Raw genomic sequence first — 19500 nt, 5'->3', positions numbered from 1 at the left:
TCGGCAGCCTCTCGTCGCGAAGCGGCGCCGGACAGCCGCCGCCGGCGTGGGCGGACCGGCGCAACCTCGCCGGCCGCCCCCTCACCGCTTCCCCCGCTCATCCACGATCCGCCTCAGTTTGCCCACTGAACGCTCCAGCGTCCCTCCGTCGACCACCTCCACGGCCACCGTGACGCCGATGTCCTCCTTCACCTGCCGGGCCACCTCGCCGGAGGCGGCCCCGCGCTGCTCCGCCGTCGCCTCCGGGCGTGCCTCGGCCCGTACGGTCAGGTGGTCCAACCGGCCCTCGCGGGTGAGGCGCAGCTGGAAGTGCGGGGCGAGACCGGGCGTCCGCAGCACGATCTCCTCGATCTGGGCGGGGAAGAGGTTGACCCCCCGCAGAATGATCATGTCGTCGCTGCGCCCGGTGATCCGCTCCATCCGCCGGAAGGCCGGGCGGGCGGTGCCGGGCAGCAGCCGGGTCAGGTCGCGGGTGCGGTAGCGGACGACGGGCATGGCCTCCTTGGTGAGGGAGGTGAGGACCAGCTCGCCGTGGCTGCCCTCGGGCAGCACCTCTCCCGTGACCGGGTCGACGACCTCCGGGTAGAAGTGGTCCTCCCAGATGTGCAGGCCGTCCTTCGTCTCCGCGCACTCCTGGGCGACGCCGGGGCCGATGACCTCGGAGAGGCCGTATATGTCGACGGCGTCGATCGCGAAGCGCTCCTCGATCTCCCGGCGCATCCCCTCCGTCCAGGGCTCGGCCCCGAAGATGCCCGTGGTCAGGGAGGTGCCGCGGGGGTCGATGCCCTGCCGCTCGAACTCGTCGAGCAGGGTGAGCATGTAGGTGGGCGTCACCATGATGATCCGGGGCTGCAGGTCCTGGATCAGCCGGACCTGGCGGGCGGTCATGCCGCCGGAGGCGGGGATCACCGTGCAGCCGAGCCGCTCGGCGCCGTAGTGCGCGCCCAGGCCGCCGGTGAACAGGCCGTAGCCGTACGCCACGTGGATCCGGTCGCCGGGGCGGCCGCCGGCGGCGCGGATCGAGCGGGCGACGACCTCGGCCCACACGTCCAGGTCGCGCTCGGTGTAGCCGACGACGGTGGGGGTGCCCGTGGTGCCGCTGGAGGCGTGGATGCGCCGGATCTCGCTGCCGGGCACGGCGAACATGCCGAACGGATAGTGCTCCCGGAGGTCCGCCTTGGTGGTGAACGGCAGCCGGGCGAGGCCGGAGAGGTCCCGGCAGTCCTCGGGGTGCACTCCGGCGGCGTCGAAGGAGCGCCGGTAGAAGGGCACGTTCTCGTACGCGTGCCGCAGGGCGGCCCGCAGTCGCTCCAGCTGGAGGGCGGCCAGTTCGTCGCGGGACATCCGCTCGGCCGGGTCCCCGGGAAGGGAAGCCGACCGATCGTTCGGTCGTTGCATGCGATCAAGTATCCAGCGGTGACGCCGGGCGTCAAGAGGCGCTAACGCCCCGGCCGTGCGCCCTCCTCCGCAACCGCGCGCGCCCACCGGTAGTCCGCCTTCCCGCTCGGCGAGCGCCGCACCCGCTCCGTGAAGACCACGCTGCGCGGCACCTTGTAGCCCGCCAGCCGCGCACGGCAGTGCGCCTGCAGCGCGCCGGCCGGCAGCGGATCGGCCCCCTCGCGCAGCTGTACGACGGCGGCCACCCGCTGCCCCCACCGCTCGTCCGGGACGCCGGCGACCAGGACGTCGTACACGTCCGGATGCGCCTTGAGCGCCTGCTCGACCTCCTCCGGATACACCTTCTCACCGCCGGTGTTGATGCACTGCGAGCCGCGTCCCAGCAGCGTGATCTCGCCGTCCTTGCCGGCCCGCGCCATGTCGCCGAGCAGCACCCACCGCTCGCCGCCCGCCCGGAAGAACGTCGCCGCCGTCCGCTCGGGGTCGTTGTAGTAGCCGAGCGGCACGTGGCCGCGCTGCGCGACGCGCCCTTCCGCGCCGGGTTCCACGGGCTCGTGCGTGACCGGGTCGACCACGGCCGTGCGGTCGTTGACGCGCAGCCGCAGACCACCGCCCTCCTGCGCCCCCGCCCCGTCCTCGGCGGTGCCGTTGAACCCCGACTCCGAGGAGCCGAAGTTGTTCAGCAGCGCCACGTGCGGCAGCAGGGCCGCGAACTCCTCCCGTACGGCGGGCGAGAGGATCGCCCCCGAGCTGCTCACGCTGAACAGCGACGAGCAGTCGGTGCCCCGCAGCGGCCCGGCCAGCGCGTCCACCAGGGGCCGCAGCATCGCGTCGCCGACGAGGGAGACGCAGGTGACCTTCTCCCGCGCGACGGTGCGCAGCACCTCCGCAGGGGCGAACCTGCTGTGCAGCACGACCTTCTGGCCGTAGTCGAAGGCGATGAGCGCGGTGAGCGTGGACGTGCCGTGCATCAGCGGCGCGGTGGGGAAGAAGACCAGGCCCTCGCCCGCTTCGGCGACGCGCCGGGCCAGCTCCCGCGGGTGCCCGACCGGTTCGCCCGTGGGCGCGCCGCCGCCGAGCCCGGAGAAGAACAGGTCCTCCTGGCGCCACATCACGCCCTTAGGCAGGCCGGTCGTGCCGCCGGTGTAGATGACGACCTGGTCGTCCGCCGAGCGCGGGCCGAAGTCCCGCAGGGGCGAGCCCGATGCCTCCGCCTCGGCGAACGGCACGGGCGGGACGGCGGGCTCGGGCGCGCCGTCCGGCGGCGTCCCGGTCCGTACGAGATGGCGCAGCACGTCCGTGCGGGGGAGCGCCGCCGCCACCCGGGCGGTGAAGGCGGCGTCGAAGACCAGGGCCACGAGGTCGGCGTCCCGGTAGAGATAGGCCAGCTCGTCCTCGACGTAGCGGTAGTTGACGTTGACGGGCACCGCCCGGATCTTCAGGCACGCCCAGAAGGCCTGCAGGTACTCGACGCCGTTGTACAGGTGCAGCCCGACGTGGTCGCCGGGCCGGATCCCGTGGTCGCGCAGGTGGTGCGCCAGCCGGTTGGCGGCCGCGTCGAGCTGCGCGTACGTGAGCCGGCGCTCGGTGCCGCTGCCCGGGAGGTCCGTGTGGACGAGGGCCTCTCTGCCGGGCACGGCGTCCACGACCGACTCGAAGAGGTCCGCGAGGTTGTAGTCCACGTCTCCTCCTGCCCGGGGGAACGGCGGCCGGCGCCCATTAGAGCGCCGCGGGCCGCAGGGAGGAAGGGCCGGGGCCCGGGAAGGGCCAGAAAACTGACGGCAAGTCAGGAAAAGAAATCTGACAGGGAGTCAGAAAACTCTTGAACCCCCGGCACGGCTCCTGCACCCTGTTCCCGTCGCCGGGACGGGAGGGGCAAGCCATGAGCGGGACCGAACACCTCACGGTCGAACGCGTCGGCGCCACACTGGTGCTCACCCTCAACAGGCCGGAGGTGAAGAACGCCCTGTCCCTGCCGATGCTGGCCGGGCTCCACGACGGCTGGCTGGAGGCCGACGCCGACGACGCGGTCCGCTCCGTCGTGCTCACCGGCGCCGGCGGGGCCTTCTGCTCCGGCATGGACCTCAAAGCCCTGCACGGCGGGCCCGGCCCCGCGGACGACGCCTGCCGCGCGCGCTTCAGAGCCGACCCCGACCTGCACTGGAAGGCCATGCTCCGCCACCACCGGCCGCGCAAGCCCGTCATCGCCGCCGTCGAGGGCCCCTGCGTCGCCGGCGGCACCGAGATCCTCCAGGGCACCGACATCCGGATCGCCGGCGAGAGCGCCGTCTTCGGCCTCTTCGAGGTGCGCCGCGGCCTCTTCCCCGTCGGCGGCTCCACCGTCCGCCTCGCCCGCCAGATCCCGCGCACCCACGCCCTGGAGATGCTGCTCACCGGCCGCCCCTACACCGCCGCCGAAGCCGCCCGCATCGGTCTCGTCGGCCATGTCGTCCCCGACGGCACGGCCCTGGAGCGGGCCCTTGAGACCGCCGCCCTCGTCAACGCCAACGGCCCGCTGGCCGTCGAGGCCGTCAAAGCCTGCGTCCACGACACCGCCGGCCTGGACGAGGCCGCGGGCCTCGCCCTCGAACTCGAACGGGGCCTGCCCGTCCTCGCCAGCGCCGACGCGAAGGAGGGCACCCGGGCCTTCGCCGAGAAGCGCCCCGCCGTCTACCGGCGCGCCTGAAGGGAGCCCCGCCGTGCCGGAGAACCTCACCGCACCCCTGACCGTCTCCTTCCCCTTCACCCGCTCCCTCGGCCCCGTGCAGAGCGCCTTCCTCACCGGCCTGCGGGAGCGCACCGTCCTCGGCGTACGCACCGGCGACGGCAGGATCCTCGTACCGCCCGTCGAATACGACCCCGTCACCGCCGAGGAGATCCGCGACCTCGCCGAAGTCGCCCCCACCGGCACCGTCACCACCTGGGCCTGGAACCCCGCGCCCCGCGACCACCAGCCCCTGCGCACCCCCTTCGCCTGGGTCCTCGTCCGCCTCGACGGCGCCGGCACCGCCCTGCTGCACGCCCTCGACGTCCCCGGCCCGCACGCCGTGCGGACCGGCATGCGCGTCCGCATCCGCTGGGCCCCCGAACGCACCGGCGCCATCACCGACATCGGCTGCTTCGAGCCGTACGAGGGCGAGGGCGGCGCAGGCCCCGCCGTGCCGCACGCGGGCGCCTTCGACGACCCCGTCACCGGCATCGTCACCCCCGCCCGGCTCGACTACACCTACACCCCCGGCCGCGCCCTCGGCCGCCACCTCGCCGCCCTCGCCGAGCGCAGGATCACCGGCGAACGCTGCCCCTCCTGCCGCAAGGTCCACGTCCCGCCCCGCGGCGTCTGCCCCACCTGCGGCGTTCCCACGAGCGAGCAGACGGAGGTGGGCCCGTACGGCACCGTCACCACCTTCTGCGTCGTCAACATCAAGGCCAGGGACGCCGCCGTCGACGTCCCGTACGTCTATGCCCACATCGCCCTCGACGGGGCCGACCTCGCCCTCCACGCGCGCATCGGCGGCATCCCCTACGACGAGGTCCGCATGGGCATGCGCGTCGAGCCCGTGTGGACCGGCGACGCCCGCCACCCGGACCACTACCGGCCCGCCGGCGAACCGGACGCCGCCTACGACACCTACAAGGACCTGCTGTGACGCCGCCCGGCGACGTGGCCGTCGTCGCCTTCGCCCACCGCGCGTACGACGGCGGCGCGGACGGCCTGTCCGAGGCCGAGATGCTGCTGCCCGTCCTGCACGACGCGCTGCGGCAGGCCGGACTGGCCCCCGGCGAGGCCGGCTTCACCTGCTCCGGGTCGAGCGACTACCTCGCCGGCCGCCCCTTCTCCTTCACCCACACCCTCGACAGCGTGGGAGCCTGGCCGCCCGTCGCGGAGTCCCACGTGGAGACGGACGGGGCCTGGGCCCTGTACGAGGCCTGGGTCAAGCTCCGCACCGGCCGGGCCCGCACGGCCCTGGTCTACGCCCACGGCAAGCCCACCGCCGGCGACGCGGCCGCCGTCCTCACGCGCCAGCTCGACCCCTACTACCTCGCCCCCCTGTGGCCCGACCCGCGCGCCCTGGCCGCCCTCCAGGCCCGGGCCCTCATCGACGCCGGCCACCTGGAGGAGCCACCCGCCGCGGAGGCCCACCCCGTGATCCCCCTGCGCACCGGCGACTTCCCCGCACCCGCCGACGGCGCCGCCGCCGTCGTCCTCGCCGCCGGCGAGGCCGCCCGCCGCATGTGCGAGCGGCCCGCCTGGATCCGCGGCATCGACCACCGCATCGAACCCCAGGCCCCGGGCCTGCGCGACCTCACCGACTCGCCCTCCACCCGGCTGGCCGCCGAACGCGCCGGAGCCTTCGACGCCCCCGCCGACACCGCCGAACTCCACGCCCTGTGCACCGCACAGGAGACCGTCCTGCGCCGGGCCCTGCGCCTCGGCGGCGGCGTCACCGTCAACCCCTCCGGCGGAGCGCTCGCCGCCGACCCCCTCATGACCACCGGCCTCGTCCGGATCGGCGAAGCGGCCGCCCGCATCCACCGCGGCGGCTCCGACCGGGCCCTGGCCCACGCCACCTCCGGCCCCTGCCTGCAGCACAACCTCGTCGCCGTGCTGGAGGGGGAGGCCCGGTGAGCGGCCACCGCACGGGCAGGGAGCCCGTCGCCGTCACCGGCATCGGCCAGACCAAGCACGCCGCGGCCCGCAGGGACGTCTCCCTCGCCGGACTCGTCCGCGAAGCCGCCCGACGGGCCCTCGACGACGCCGAGCTGACCTGGGCGGACGTCGACGCCGTCGTCCTCGGCAAGGCCCCCGACTTCTTCGAGGGCGTGATGATGCCCGAGCTGTACCTCGCCGACGCCCTCGGCGCCGCCGGCAAACCCCTCCTGCGCGTCCACACCGCCGGCTCCGTCGGCGGCTCCACGGCCCTCGTCGCCGCCGACCTCGTCGCGGCGCGCGTCCGGCGCACCGTCCTCGCCGTCGCCTTCGAGAAGCAGTCCGAGTCCAACGCCATGTGGGGCCTCTCCCTGCCCGTTCCCTTCCAGCAGCCGCTGCTGGCCGGCGCCGGAGGATTCTTCGCCCCGCACGTGCGCGCCTACATCCGCCGCAGCGGCGCTCCCGCCGAAGTGGGCGCGCTCGTCGCCTACAAGGACCGCCGCAACGCCCTGCGCAACCCCTGGGCCCACGTGCACGACCACGGCATCACCCTGGAGCAGGTGCGCTCCTCGCCCATGCTGTGGGACCCGGTCCGCTACTCCGAGACCTGCCCCTCCTCCGACGGCGCCTGCGCCGTGGTCCTCACCGACCGCGCCGGAGCCGCGCGCGCCCCGCACCCGCCCGCCTGGGTGCACGGCGGGGCCATGCGCAGCGAGCCCACGCTCTTCGCGGGCAAGGACTTCGTCTCGCCGCGCGCGGGCCGCGACTGCGCCGCCGAGACCTACCGGCAGGCGGGCATCACCGACCCGCGCCGCGAGATCGACGTCGCCGAACTCTACGTGCCCTTCAGCTGGTACGAGCCGATGTGGCTGGAGAACCTCGGCTTCGCGGCCGAGGGCGAGGGATGGAAGCTCACGGCCTCGGGCGCCACGGAAATGGGCGGCGAACTGCCCGTGAACCCCTCCGGCGGCGTCCTGTCCACCAACCCCATCGGCGCCTCCGGCCTCATCCGCTTCGCCGAAGCGGCCCTCCAGGTGCGGGGGAGGGCGGGCGAGCACCAGGTCGACGGCGCCCGCACGGCGCTCGGCCACGCCTACGGAGGGGGCGCACAGTTCTTCTCCATGTGGGTGGTGGGCCGGCAACCCCCCACCACCTGAAGCGGCGCACGGGCAAGCGCTCGCCGCCGCGCGGCCTGTCCGGCGCACGCCGCGCTCGCTAGGGTGGGCCGCGGGACGACGCACCGGGAGGAGCTGCAGCTGTGGCAAAGAGCACCACCGAACGACCCGCAGGCGACATCGCACCCCACCTCGACCTCGCCAACGCCGCCTGGCAGTCGGGCAGTCAGGGCGTCGGCGACGTCCAGGTCGCCTTCGTCGAAGGCTTCATCGCCATGCGCAACGGACGCAATCCGGGCCCCGCGGTGGTCTTCTCGCCCGCGGAGTGGCGCGCCTTCGTCATCGGCGCCCGCGAGGGGGAGTTCGACCTCACCTAGCGGCCGGTCGCGCCTCCCCCTCCCCTGCGGCGGCCGGGCCGTCAGCCGACGGGCGTGCCCTCGGTCAGCAGGGCCGCGTGGTGGCGGCGGGCCACCTGCGGGTGGGCGCGCAACCAGCCCTTGATCTCGTTGCGGCCGTACTCCGCGAACAGCGGGTTACGGGCGTCCTGCGTGACGCCCGGCGCCCGGTCCGCGTACGGGAAGGGCACGGGCTCGATGCGGGCGTCCAGGCGCGGGTTGTAGAAGAACGGCACCGAGAACCGCTCGCGGGTGCCGGCCGGGCTGACCACGCGGTGGTTGGTGGCCTTCAGGTAGCCGTTCGTGGCCACCTCCAGCAGCTCACCCAGGTTGATCACGAACGCCCCCGGAACCGGCGGGACGTCGGTGAAGGACCCGTCGGCGGCCTCCACCTGCAGGCCGCCCACCTCGTCCTGCAGCAGCAGCGTCAGGAAGCCGTAGTCCTTGTGGGCGCCCACGCCCTGGCCCGCCCCGTCCGGGGCGCTGCCGGGGTAGCGGACCAGCTTCAGGTGCAGGTGGGGGCGGTCGGCGAAGGCCTCGTCGTAGAAGTCCTCGGGGGCACCGATCGAGGCCAGCAGCTCGTGCAGCAGCCGCTCGGCGACCGCGCTCAGCCGGTCGATCCAGCCCAGGGCGGCGGTGCGCAGCTCAGGGAGGGCCGCCGGCCACTGGTTGGGTCCCTCCAGCCACCAGTAGCCCGGCTCGTCCGCGCCCGGTACGCGCGCCGCGCGCTCGGCTCCTATGTCGAGCTGGTCGCGCCAGTCCCGGCTGCCGCCGGTGCGCTCGTCACCGATGCGGGTGTAGCCGCGGAAGTGGGGGGAGTTGAGGTTGCTGATGGACAGCCGGTCCGCCTCGGGAAGGGCGAAGAAGGCCTTCATGGTGCGCCACAGCTCGGCGGTCTCGGTCCCGGTGATGCCGTGGCCGGTCAGGTGGAAGAAGCCCACGTCGCGCGCGGCCGAGTGCAGCTCCTCGCGGAAGCGGGCACGGGCCTCGGGACCGGCGGAGGCGGCGGAGAGGTCGAGAACGGGAAGCTTGTTGCTCATGAGGGTCGTCCACAGCGTGAGGGCCCGGAATCGCGTACGGCGGTGCGCCGGACGCCCGCGCCGCCGCCGCGGGGTACGCGGGCAGGGCGGAGCGGGACCGGGGAGCGGCAGGTGAAAAGAGGTGAAGAAAGGTAAAGAAGGGCGAAGAAAGAAAGCAGGCCACGGCCGGAAGAAGGGGCCGGGCAGGAAGAAGATCAGCCGTAACGGCGACAGGACATGCTCGTGACGCGGAGGAGGTCCACGTGGCGGCGTTTGACGAGCATAGTCACGGGGCCATCGTATACGACCCGCGGGGAAACCGGCGCCGACGCCTCTGACCTGCGGTTTCCGGGCAAGGGAAACCCCCTGTCCCGGGGCCCGTGCACCCGGGACAGGGGGAGATCCGGCCGGCCGCGGGGCCGGTCGCGGCGTCGGTCAGTGGCCGTGGTGGAAGCCGGGGCCGCCGAAGCCGGGGTGGCCGCCGCCCTTGTTGCCCGAACCGTTGCCCGAGATGATCGGGATCTCGCTGAGGATGTGCGACAGGGGGTCGTCGCCGTCGCTGATCGTCGAGTTGTCGGTGCAGAACTGCTGCTGCTGCGAGGTGAGGATCGGGATGTCCTGGATGCCGATGTTGAGCAGGGCGAGCACCGACTGGATGCCGACCTTGCCGATACCGATGCACGGCTTGTTGAGAGTGCCCTGGATCAGGCTCATCTGCGGGCTTTCGATGCCACCGGTCTTCGTGTTGCCGTAACCGGTGTGCGAAGCGTTGCCGTTGGCGACGTCCTGGTCGTTGCCGATCGCCATCGCCGGGGCGGCCATGGTGCCGACAGTGGTCACCGTCACGGCGGCCGTGGTGAGTACCTTCTTGAGCACGGTCTGTGCCTTTCGATCGATTAGCTGCCTCTCACAGACAGGGAAGCGACCTGAGTAACTCGGGCCCATAACGGAAGTTTCGGGAATTCACTCATTTGCTCCAGAGGAGTGGTTTAGCGCAGGAGAAGTCCCGCTTTTGCCTGGTAACGTGCCGCCGCGGCGGTGTTCTTCGGCCGTCGGTCCGCCCGGACAGCGCCCCCACAAGTTGCGTCCGGGCGGGCCTTGCGCCGGCCCCGCCCCGCCGCGGCCCGCCGCCGGGCTCTCCCCGGCGCCACGCCACCGCCCCGGGCACGTACGATGAGGACATGTCCTTCCTCCGCCGCCGCAGCGCCACGCCCACCGGGCCGGACTTCGACGTCCTGGCCATGGACCCGGGGGACTGGCCGGGCGATCTCGGGGCCGGGCTGCTGCCCGCGCCCGACGGCAGCTGCCAGGGTGTCTTCCTCCGCTACGACCTCTTCGGCGGGCGCGGCCCGGCGATGATCATCGGCAATCTGCCGGAGGGCTCCCCGGCGCGCGAGCTCGCGGAGGGCCAGGTGCCCTTCGAGGTCACCCAGCTCCTGGCCGCCCTCGGCAACGAGGAGCACGTCGAGGTGCTGGAGACCGAGGACGTCCCGGTCATGCACGAGGACAACCTGCTGATCGTCCGGCGCATCAAGTGCTCCGAGGGCCGCATCTCCTGCACGCAGTTCGACCGCAGCGACGGCGTCCTCGTCACCATCGCCAGCTGGGACCGGCCCATCACCGACGAGCTCTACCAGCTCCTCAAGCCGCTGCCCGCCGAGATGTTCCAGACGGCCTGACGAGCCCCCCGCCTTCAGCGACGCACCGGAGCCCGGCACGGCCGACGCCGTACCGGGCTCCATCCGTCCGCACTACCGGTTCGACGGCCGCACGGTCACGTCGGAGGCCTTCACGAAGGCCACCCGGTGCCCGAACTGGATCTCGTAGTACGCCTCCTTGCCCCGGACCACCTTGTGGCCCGCGGGATCGAAGGTCTTCGCCCACAGATACTCGCTCCCGAGCCGCTGCCCCATCACGTACGCCTGCCCGGCGAGCAGCTTGTACGGCAGCGGAGCCAGCGCCTGCACCGGCACCCCCGCGGGATACGCCTCCTTCTCCGGATACGCCCGCCCGAACACCGGGACCTCCGCCAGCCCCTCCTTCGGCGTGACCACCGAGCCGTAGGCGTTGACAGCGGTCGGCTGCGACAGCGGGTTCCTGAACCACGCCATCTGCCCCAGATACCAGATCGCCGTCCACGAGCCCTTGCGCGCCGCCACCGCGAACTGCTGGCCCGTCGAGGCGCGCGCCCCCGTGTCGTTCACGTCGATCGTGGACGCGCTGCCGTCGGGCCGCAGCCCGGCGTCCTTCACCAGCGGCGACTTCTCGTTCGGCTGCGTGTGCAGCCGCACCGCACCCGAACCGTGCGCGGCACACGGCTTGGCCGGCCCCGTACACCCCGTGTAGGCGGGCTTGTGGGCCTCGTAGTCGGGCAGGACGGTGACCATGCCCGCGTACGCGCCGCCCGTGGGCCGGAACGGCTTGCCCATCAGATCGAAGTAGTGCGCCCAGTCCCAGTACGGACCGGGATCGGTGTGCATACCCTTGATCGACTCCGGGGTCGTGCCCGGGACGTTGTCATGGCCCAGGACGTGCTGCCGGTCCAGCGGGATCTCCAGCTCCTGCGCCAGATACCGCACCAGCCGGGCCGACGTGCGGTACATCTCCTCCGTGTACCAGGCGTCCGGCTGCGCCAGGAAGCCCTCGTGCTCGATGCCGACCGACTTGGCGTTCACGTACCAGTTGCCCGCGTGCCAGGCCACGTCCTTCGTCGGCACGTGCTGGGCGATGTGGCCGTCCGCCGAGCGCACGGTGTAGTTCCACGAGACGTACGCCGGGTCCTTCACCAGCTTGATCGTCGTCTCCCAGGACCCCTCCGTGTCGTGGATGACGATGAACTCCGTCTTCTGCGAGGACGGGCGGTCCGCCAGGTCGTGATTGCCGTAGTTGTCGCCCTGCAGCTTCTCGTACGGAGCCGGGATCGACTCGCAGGCCACCGCCGCCGGGCACTCGGTCTCCTCGTCCGCCGGATCGTGCAGGCCCAGGCGCCGCACCTGCTCCGTACGGTCCGGCAGGCGCGGGGCGGCGGGCAGGGCGACCCGCTGGCCGGCGTCGGTCGTGCGCCGCTGACCCGAACGGATCACGCCGAAGACATCACGGGCGAAGGCCGTCGCCGTCGCCGAGTCGGAGGCGCGCGGATAGCCCGCCACCGCGCCGAACCAGTCGGCCGGATCCTCGCTGAGGGGCAGACCCAGCCGCTTCTGGGCCGCGGCCAGCAGCGCCGCGCCACCCCGTACGTTCGCGGCCGGATCCTTGCGCAGGGCCTCCCGCGACAGCCCGGACGCCCGCGCCGCCTGCTCCAGCGTGCGCAGCCGCTCCGGCAGCTCGCCCGGCGGCAGGGCGGACGGCCGGACCGCCCGGGGGCCGGTGGCGGGACGCGAGCCGTCGCCGCGCGGATCCTCCCGGCCGTCGCTGTGGTGCGGGACCGCGGCCACGGCGTGCGCGGCGTCGGTCAGGTGCATGGGGCCGTAGCCGCCGGTGACGCTCGGAGCGCCCCGGTGAGCGTCCCAGCGGGACTCCAGGTAGGAGACGCCCAGCAGCACGCTCTGCGGAACGCGGTACTCGCGGGACGCCGCGGCGAAGGCCCGCTGCAGCGCGCCGGAGGGCGCCCGGCGGTCCGTGGCCGTGGCCGTCGCCGCACCGGGCGCCAGGGGCAGCAACAGGGCGGCCGAAGCCAGCACTCCGGCCGCCCTGAAGGCCCCCCGGCTTCTTCGGAGGGCTCTCAGGGGGGCGGTCCACGATTCGGGAACGGATCCTCGCAATGCAGCCTCCTCAGGGCGTGCCGTGCCCCGCGCGGGACAAATGGTCGGAGCGCGGGCGGGCGTGCGGGACCGGACGTAACCAGAGGTAGCCCCTGGCAGACGATCCGTCAATCATGCTGCTGCGAAGCATGTTGCCCGCACGATCGCCGCTGCCTCCGACGCCGAGGCTGCACCCTTTCCGCCCCCGCACACGGCGACACGCCGCGCACAAGGCGCGGCGTGTCGCGGAGGGGCCGGTGACCTGCCGGCGGCGGGTGCGGTCAGCGGGTGCTGACCGCCGCACGGACGGCGCGCCGGGCCAGCGCACAGTCGTCGTGCAGCCGGCGCAGCAGCAGCCGCTGCTCCTCGCCCGACTCCGCCGCGCCGGGCGCCGTGAGAGCCGGCTCGTGCATGGAGCGCTGCACCGCCGCCTCGCACGTGCGGATCTCACGGGTCAGCACGAGCATGAGATTCACCAGGAAGGCGTCCCGCTGCGCCGTGCCGGCCTGATGGGCGACGCTGCTGATGTGCCGGCGCGCCACCGGCGCGTCCCCCAGGACCGTCCAGAGGGTGGCCAGGTCGTACCCCGGGAGATACCAGCCCGCCTGGTCCCAGTCCACCAGCACGGGACCGGTCGGGGCCAGGAGGATGTTCGAGAGCTGGGCGTCGCCGTGGCAGAACTGGCCTTGCACGTGGGCCAGCCCGTGCAGCAGCTTCTGCAGGTCGCCCATGTCACGGTCGGTCAGCAGCCCCAGTTCGTGATAGCGGGCGATGCGCCGGCCGTAGTCCAGCGGCATGTCGAACATGCCCGCCGGGGGGCGCCACAGATTGACCCTGCAGATCGCGCCGAGCGCGGCCCGCACATCGGCGCGGGGCGGCGTCTCCGCGGGGTGGCGCTGTGCGGCCGCGGGACGCCCGGGCATGCGCTCGATCACCAGCGTGCAGTTGTCGGGGTCCGCGGCGATGAGCCGCGGCACCCGCACCGGCGGACGGTGGCGGACGAACGCACGGTACGTAGCTATTTCGTGCCGGAACCGCTCGGCCCAGGCCGGCGACGGATCCAGTAAACACTTGGCCACTGCCGTGGTGCGGCCGGTGGAGCCGACCAGCAGCACCGAGCGCCCGCTGCGGCGCAGCACCTGGACGGCGTTGAACTCGGGGCAGATGCGCTGCACCGCGGCGATCACCGTTCGCAACTGCGCCCCCTCGGGGCCGGAGAAGTCGATTCTCCCGCTGAGCGGCTGGCCGCCCAGTCCCGGGGTCCGCCGGGCCCGTCCGCCCCCGAAGGCAGCCCCCGCGGCGTGGGAGGGGTCGAGGTACGGCCCGCCGCCGGCGTGCGGGGGACGGAGCCGGGGCGGGGCGGACACGGAGGACGAGGCTGCATACATGAGCGGAACGGATCCCTTCGTGTGCCGACGAGTTGCCGCGCTGCCCCGGTACCCGGGCCTGGCCGAGCACCCTGGGGAATGCACGGGACCGTCCCCGCGCAGGCGGGGAACAGCCGGTCCCGGGCCGGGCGCCGGGTGGCCGGGGTGGCGCGTTCCTACATCACACCCGACCGCGGGTGGCACACCATGTGGCGCACCCTGGCGAACCCTGGCGAATACTCGCCTGGCCCATGGCGGGCCGCTACCTTCAAGTCAGCCGAGAACCTGGGGGCTTGACGTGACAAGGGAACCCAACACCCGCCTCGCGGATCTGTTCGGCCTGGCCGGATGGTCCAAGGGCGAACTGGCGAGGCTCGTGAACCGGCAGGCGGCCGTCATGGGCCACCCGCAGCTGGCGACCGACACCTCGCGAGTGCGGCGTTGGATCGACATGGGGGAGTCCCCCCGCGATCCCGTGCCCAAGGTGCTGGCAGCCCTCTTCACCGAGCGACTCGGCCGTGTCGTGACCATCGAGGATCTCGGGTTCGGTCGTCGAGGGCGCGCGGGTAGGGGGCAGTCCGCGGACGGCCTCCCCTGGCCGCCCGAGCGCACCGCCGCGGTCCTCACCGAATTCACGGGAATGGACCTCATGCTCAACCGACGCGGCTTGGTGGGCGCGGGCGCCGCGCTCGCCGCAGGCTCAGCACTCACCAGCGCCATGCACGACTGGCTGCACTCCGATCCGGCACTCACCGCAGACTCCCCCCGCTTCGACGACCCGCTGCGCAGGGACGCCCTCCACGCCGAAACCGCCGGGCTCGACCGCTACGAGGCCGCGCCGGTGGGCTCCACCGAGATCGACGCCCTGGAGCGCTCGGTCGAGGTGTTCCGCGCGTGGGACGCGGCCCGTGGCGGCGGCCTGCAGCGCAAGGCGGTGGTCGGCCAGCTCAACGAGGTGGGCGGCATGCTCACCTACCGCCACCCCGAGCACCTCCAGCGCCGGCTGTGGGGCGTCGCCGCGAACCTCGCGGTGCTCGCCGGCTGGATGTCGCACGACGTGGGCCTCGAACCGACCGCCCAGAAGTACTTCGTCATCGCAGCCCACGCCGCCCGCGAGGGCGGCGACCGGCCCCGCGCCGGCGAGGCGCTCTCCCGGGCGGCTCGCCAGATGGTGCACCTCGGCCGCCCCGACGACGCCCTCGACCTGATGAAGCTGGCCAAGTCCGGCTCCGGCGACGAGACCCTGCCCCGCACCCGCGCCATGCTCTACACCATCGAGGCCTGGGCGCAGGCGTCGATGGGCCGCGGCCAGGCCATGCGGCGCACGCTCGGCGAGGCCGAGGAGCTGTTCGTCTCCGACAAGCGGGACGTCCCGCCCCCCAGCTGGATGCAGCACTTCGACGAGGCCGACCTCCACGGCATGCAGGCCCTGGCCTACCGCACGCTCGCCGAGCACGACGCGGGGGCCGCGGCCATTGCCCAGCAGCACGCCAAGGAGGCGCTCGCCCTTCGCAAGAGCGGCCATCAGCGGTCGATGATCTTCGACTACATCTCCATGGCCTCCGCCTGCTTCATCAGCAACGACCCCGAGCAGGCGGACACCTACGCCCGGCTGGCCCTGGTGTCCATCGGCGAGACCTCCTCGCACCGCACCTGGGACCGGCTCCGCGAGATGTACCGCCTCACGGGGAAGTACGCCGGATACGCCCGGATCGAGGATCTCCGCCAGGAGATCAAACGGGCCCTGCCCAAGGCTCCCAAGGCCCAGCCGGGCAAGAAGGCCGGCGGGGCCGGGGGGACCGGCGGGACAGGCGGAAGGGGCACGGCGGTCTAGCGGCTGGTACGGCTGGTCAGTTGATACAGCTGGTCAGTTGATGCGGCTGATCAGGAGACAGGCGTCGTCCTCGCGCTCCTTGCCGCCGAACTCCTCCAGCACGATCCGTACGCACTCCTGCGCGCATTTCGCCGCGGTGAAGCGTGGGGCGAGGTCCAGCAGGCGGTCGGTGACCGTCCCGGCGGCCGGCCCCGTGCTGTAGGGCGAGAGCCCATCGGTGTGCAGGAGAAGGACGTCACCCGGCTCCAGGAGCTCCTCGGCCTGCCCGTACGAGGCCTCCGCGACGGCACCGAGCAGCATGCCCTCCGGCGGCCGCAGCGCCCGGCCCCTGCCGCCGCGGAAGAGCAGCGGCGCGGGGTGGCCCGCCTGGGACCAGGCCAGGGTGCGGCTCGCGGGGTCATAGCGGCAGCAGACGGCGCTGCCCAGGGCGGGCTGGGCGGAGGCGTCGAGGAGGTGGTTGAGCCAGCCCATGAGCGGGCCGGGCTCGGCGCCGGTCACGGCCATGCCGCGCAGCGCGCCGAGCAGCATGGTCATGCCCGAGGTGGCGGCCACGCCGTGCCCGGTGAGGCCGCCGACGCTGAGCAGGGTCTGCCCCCCGGGCAGCGCCAGGGCGTCGAACCAGCCACCGCCGATGAGGGCGCTGCTGGCGGAAGGGAGGTAGTGGGCGGCGATGTCGAGAGTGCCGCGGGAGCCGCCGGCCTCGGGGGCGGCGCCCTGGGGGAAGCGCAGGGAGCCGCGCCACGGCGGCAGCACGGCTTCCTGCAGCTCCACGGCGATCCGGTGCTCGGCCCGGGCGAGGTGCTGCCGGCGCTGGAGGGAGTCGCACGTCTCGTCGACGGCCCGGCGGCTGCGGCGCAGCTCGCTGATGTCGCGTAAGACGGCCCACATGGAGGTGGCGGAGCCGTCGGCGTCCAGGACGGGCTCGCCCAGCATGTGCACCGTGCGCAGCGATCCGTCACCGCGCACGATGCGGAACTCGCCGTCGATGGGCTTGCCGTCCACCAGGCAGCCGGTGACCATCGCGGTCAGCAGGCCGCGGTCCTCCTCGGGCAGCCAGGAGGGCAGCTCGTCCAGGGTGAGGGGGCCCTCTTCGGGGCGGCGGCCGAAGAGGGCGAACAGCTCCTCGGACCAGGTGGCCTCGTCGGTGAGGAGATTCCACTCGGCGCTGCCGGCCCGGCCCGGTGCGGCGCCGGCCGGTGCAGCGGGCACGGCCCGGGACGGAACCGTGCTCACGGGAGCGGGGTCGCCCGGCGGCGGAGGGCCCTCCAGCAGCTGGCCCAGGTGCTCCCCGAGGTCGTCGAGGTGGTGGGCGGCCAGGTCGCACAGGGCGCGCTGCCAGCGCCTGCGGGCGTCGTCCGGCCCCTCGTCGGCGGCGGCCGCGCGGCGCACGGCGTCGAGGCCGCCGCGCAGTCGCCGCGTCTGCGAGATGAGGGCGTCGACCGTGCCGTGCTCGGGCGGCTGAGCTGCGGAGGAGTCCGCGTGGAGGGGGGACGGCATGTCGTACTCCGATAGGGGGAGCGGCACAGCCGGCTCCGTAGGGTCCGCGGGGTGGGCCGTAACGACTCTGGCACAGGCGGCGAGGGCCTGTAAGGGCTTTGGCAACACCCGATCCGGTGGTGTCGGCGACATATGCCGGAGGCAAGCCGGTACGAAAAGATGATCGAGAGGGAAGGTTCCCCTCGGGAGGGGCCGAGTATTCGCCCGGACCGGGCGGCCGAGAAGGCGGCGAAAAGGGATCAAGTGGACAGGGGTCGGCGGAATGTCTCCTTCCAGGTAGGCTGCGGGGCGCTCGACCGACCTCGAGTTCCCCCTGTTCACCACGCATAGCACCGGTGGACACCGGCAAGAATGCCGGACGACGGAAATCCCGTTGCCAGCCGACTCCCCGCACCGGATGCTGACCCCATGTTCGATCCAGACATAGCGCCCAGCGGCACCCTGCTCGGCCTCCTCCAGCGAGGCCGCGGCGACGGGACCCTGCATGCCCTCGCGGCGCCGCGGGCGGAGGCGCTCGCGGCGCTCCACCACTGCCTCCTCCGCGACCCCAGGCGCGACTGGCAGGTGGAGAACCGCTCCCTGTACTACGCGCGCCTGTGTCTGGACCTCGACGCGGGGCTCGGCGAGCTCGAGCGGCACCTCTTCTGCGCCGACGACCTCCTCGACACCGCCGAGGAGCGCACCGGCCTCGCCCTCGCCGTCCTCGGCCACCTCGCCTCGTACGGCCGCGAGGACGCCCTGCTGCTCCTGCGGCGGTACGCGATCTCCGGCGCGAACTGGGCCTGGGCCCTCGACGAGCTCGCCCTGCGCGACGACGACGCCGGGCTGCTCGCCCTCGGCGAGAGCATCGTCGCCCGCTTCCCGGCCGGCCCGGAGGGCGACCGGGAGCTCGCCGCGGCCGTCCGCGACGCCTTCGAGCCCCGCCCCTGGCGGCTGTGGGCCGACGAGACGCAGTCACCCGCGACCGCCCCCCGCGTGCGCGCGGCGCAGGAGCAGGGCTCCTTCGACCGCTGGCAGCGCCAGCTGCGCCCCTCGGGCCCGCGGCCGGGCTGGAGCGTGCGCGAGGTCCTCGACTGGGCCCAGGAGGGGCTCGCCCTGCACCCCGTCCAGCTCCGCCACGTCCCCGCGACCCGCTGCCTGAACGCCGTCGCGGGCCCCGAGGACCGGCTGGAGATCATCCAGGCCGCCGCGTCCGGCCCCGAGGCCGCCCGCGCCACCGCCCTGCGCTACCTCGCCGAGCACGACGACCCGCAGGCGCTCGACCTCATCGAGGCCGCCGCGGCCGACACCGGCGGGCTCGTGGCCGAGGCCGCCGTCACCGCCTTCGAGCGCATGCGCGGCACGGCCGCTCTGGAGCGCGCCCGCGCCTGGATCCACCGCACCGACGCCCTCGGCGGCGCCGCCGCCGGCATGCTCGCCTCCCGCGGCGCCCCCTACGACGCGGGGCTGGTCCTCGGCGCCCTGCGCCGCACGGTCCGCGCGGAGGGTCCCGACGCGCCGGTCCTGTGGGATCTGGTGCCCGGCGCCGGGCGGCTCGGGATCACCTGTGCCGCGCCCGTGCTGCGGCACATCTACCGGGAGACCTCCTCCTCGCACCTGCGCGGCCGCACGGCGCGGGCGCTCGCGGCGACGGACCCGTCGTTCGCGACCGGCTTCGCGGTGGAGTGCTTGTGGGACTGCGAGGAGACGACCCGCGAGCTCGCCGCGCACCACGCCACCACCGCTGATGCCCGCGTCGTCGAGCAGCTGCGCAGGCTCGCCGCCGACCCGGCCGAGGAGGACGACGTCCAGACAGCGGTCCGCAGCCGTTTCGGCCCGGAGACGGCGGTATGAGCACAATGATCGCGGGTATGAGCACAATGATCGCGTGAATGCGATAACACGTGCGAAAACACGGCGGGCGGCAGCGGCGGTGGCCGTGCTCGTAGGAGTGCAGCTGGCGGCCGGGACGGCCGCGCAAGCGGCTCCGGCGCCCGCACCGGCCACCGCGGCCGTCGGCGGCGGGGCCGTCAGGACGGCCCCCGTGAGGATCACGGAGGGGCAGGTCGGCGAGGCCGCGCCCGGCGGCACCCTCCTCTACCCGAGCGTCACCAGCTGCCTCACCGTGACCGTGCGGCTGCAGGACGGCGGTCTCGTCGGGGCTCACGCCAGTCTCTTCCAGGTGCCGGGCGAGCTCCGCTCCGACCGCATCCTGTCCGCGCTGAAGCAGCGGACCGGCGGCCGGGCGGTGCGAGCGGTCGAGGTCAGGGGCGCCGTCGGCGCATGGGACCCGAGCTACTTCACCAGGGCCGTCGAGAGCTACGGGGACGGCGAGGCCGTGCCCTTCCCGGAGGCGCCCGACCCCGGGGGCATCGCCACGGCCGTCGCCGCGGGCCTCGGGCAGCCGCGCGCCGTCGTGACCGTCCAGGACGTGCCCGACGGCGACCAGACGGTCAGCTGAAGAAGACCGGCCGGAGAAGAAGGGGGTGGGGGGGGGGGGGGGGGGGG

At 73.7% G+C, this 19500-nt stretch carries 17 protein-coding genes; 9 read left to right on the top strand and 8 right to left on the bottom strand.

The genetic code is table 11. The annotated features are described in order from the left end of the window. Nucleotides 1–81: 81 nt before the first annotated feature. Together paaK and ACSNOH_RS17745 are read right to left on the bottom strand one after the other, a co-directional pair. Nucleotides 82–1344 (bottom strand): phenylacetate--CoA ligase PaaK, encoded by a 1263-nt coding sequence (gene paaK, locus ACSNOH_RS17750; RefSeq protein ID WP_436722327.1) that lies wholly within the window; start codon nt 1342–1344, stop codon nt 82–84. 95 nt (nt 1345–1439) lie between these two features. Continuing rightward, nucleotides 1440–3080: an acyl-CoA synthetase gene (locus ACSNOH_RS17745; RefSeq protein WP_436722322.1), complete on the bottom strand. Its 1641-nt coding sequence runs from the start codon at nt 3078–3080 to the stop codon at nt 1440–1442. A 200-nt stretch (nt 3081–3280) separates the two neighbouring features. Here ACSNOH_RS17745 and ACSNOH_RS17740 point away from each other — a divergent pair, with 200 nt between their 5' ends. The 5 genes from ACSNOH_RS17740 (at nt 3281) to ACSNOH_RS17720 (ending at nt 7538) form a co-directional block, all read left to right on the top strand. Beyond that, nucleotides 3281–4084, top strand: a complete 804-nt coding sequence (locus tag ACSNOH_RS17740; RefSeq protein ID WP_436722321.1) for a crotonase/enoyl-CoA hydratase family protein — start codon at nt 3281–3283, stop codon at nt 4082–4084. A gap of 13 nt (nt 4085–4097) precedes the next feature. After that, nucleotides 4098–5045, top strand: a complete 948-nt coding sequence (locus tag ACSNOH_RS17735) for a Zn-ribbon domain-containing OB-fold protein (protein WP_436722320.1) — start codon at nt 4098–4100, stop codon at nt 5043–5045. Further along, nucleotides 5042–6025 (top strand): lipid-transfer protein, encoded by a 984-nt coding sequence (locus ACSNOH_RS17730; RefSeq protein WP_436722319.1) that lies wholly within the window; start codon nt 5042–5044, stop codon nt 6023–6025. Before ACSNOH_RS17735 ends, ACSNOH_RS17730 begins: the two co-directional genes overlap by 4 nt. Continuing rightward, a complete protein-coding gene (locus tag ACSNOH_RS17725; RefSeq protein WP_436722318.1) occupies nt 6022–7203 on the top strand; it encodes a thiolase domain-containing protein in 1182 nt (393 codons plus the stop codon). The genes ACSNOH_RS17730 and ACSNOH_RS17725 overlap by 4 nt, the downstream gene beginning before the upstream one ends. A 101-nt stretch (nt 7204–7304) precedes the next feature. Then, on the top strand, nt 7305–7538 hold the full coding sequence (locus tag ACSNOH_RS17720) for a DUF397 domain-containing protein (RefSeq protein ID WP_436722317.1): 234 nt from the start codon (nt 7305–7307) through the stop codon (nt 7536–7538). A gap of 41 nt (nt 7539–7579) precedes the next feature. On the opposite strand, the gene ACSNOH_RS17715 is transcribed toward ACSNOH_RS17720, so the two are convergent. The 3 genes from ACSNOH_RS17715 to ACSNOH_RS17705 form a co-directional block, all read right to left on the bottom strand. Beyond that, a complete protein-coding gene (locus ACSNOH_RS17715) occupies nt 7580–8596 on the bottom strand; it encodes an isopenicillin N synthase family dioxygenase (protein WP_436722316.1) in 1017 nt (338 codons plus the stop codon). Between the two features lie 194 nt (nt 8597–8790). Beyond that, a complete protein-coding gene (locus ACSNOH_RS17710; protein ID WP_353620260.1) occupies nt 8791–8865 on the bottom strand; it encodes a putative leader peptide in 75 nt (24 codons plus the stop codon). A 145-nt stretch (nt 8866–9010) separates the two neighbouring features. Then, on the bottom strand, nt 9011–9451 hold the full coding sequence (locus tag ACSNOH_RS17705; protein ID WP_436722315.1) for a rodlin: 441 nt from the start codon (nt 9449–9451) through the stop codon (nt 9011–9013). A gap of 305 nt (nt 9452–9756) precedes the next feature. On the opposite strand from ACSNOH_RS17705, the gene ACSNOH_RS17700 reads away from it, so the two are divergent. Further along, complete coding sequence (locus ACSNOH_RS17700; RefSeq protein ID WP_436722314.1) at nt 9757–10254, top strand: hypothetical protein; 498 nt, start codon at nt 9757–9759, stop codon at nt 10252–10254. A 72-nt stretch (nt 10255–10326) separates the two neighbouring features. On the opposite strand, the gene ACSNOH_RS17695 is transcribed toward ACSNOH_RS17700, so the two are convergent. Together ACSNOH_RS17695 and ACSNOH_RS17690 are read right to left on the bottom strand one after the other, a co-directional pair. Beyond that, nucleotides 10327–12336 (bottom strand): N-acetylmuramoyl-L-alanine amidase, encoded by a 2010-nt coding sequence (locus ACSNOH_RS17695; protein ID WP_436722313.1) that lies wholly within the window; start codon nt 12334–12336, stop codon nt 10327–10329. 260 nt (nt 12337–12596) lie between these two features. After that, nucleotides 12597–13703: an aminoglycoside phosphotransferase family protein gene (locus ACSNOH_RS17690; protein ID WP_436722312.1), complete on the bottom strand. Its 1107-nt coding sequence runs from the start codon at nt 13701–13703 to the stop codon at nt 12597–12599. A gap of 277 nt (nt 13704–13980) precedes the next feature. Here ACSNOH_RS17690 and ACSNOH_RS17685 point away from each other — a divergent pair, with 277 nt between their 5' ends. Next, entirely contained in the window at nt 13981–15516 is a 1536-nt protein-coding gene (locus ACSNOH_RS17685; protein WP_436722311.1) for a DNA-binding protein NsdB, read from the top strand. A gap of 33 nt (nt 15517–15549) precedes the next feature. Here the strand turns inward: ACSNOH_RS17685 and ACSNOH_RS17680 are convergent, their stop codons facing one another. After that, a complete protein-coding gene (locus ACSNOH_RS17680) occupies nt 15550–17013 on the bottom strand; it encodes a PP2C family protein-serine/threonine phosphatase (RefSeq protein ID WP_436722310.1) in 1464 nt (487 codons plus the stop codon). A 408-nt stretch (nt 17014–17421) separates the two neighbouring features. On the opposite strand from ACSNOH_RS17680, the gene ACSNOH_RS17675 reads away from it, so the two are divergent. Next, nucleotides 17422–18846 carry a HEAT repeat domain-containing protein gene (locus ACSNOH_RS17675; protein ID WP_436722309.1) on the top strand — a complete coding sequence of 475 codons (1425 nt, stop codon included), beginning with the start codon at nt 17422–17424 and terminating at the stop codon, nt 18844–18846. A 190-nt stretch (nt 18847–19036) separates the two neighbouring features. Further along, nucleotides 19037–19453: a hypothetical protein gene (locus ACSNOH_RS17670; protein ID WP_436722308.1), complete on the top strand. Its 417-nt coding sequence runs from the start codon at nt 19037–19039 to the stop codon at nt 19451–19453. The last annotated feature ends 47 nt before the right edge of the window (nt 19454–19500 follow it).

The sequence above is a fragment of the Streptomyces sp. URMC 127 genome (assembly GCF_051386535.1).
GTDB lineage: Bacteria > Actinomycetota > Actinomycetes > Streptomycetales > Streptomycetaceae > Streptomyces.
Note: the sequence above shows the minus strand (reverse complement) of the source record. Positions and strands in the feature narration are given on the sequence as shown.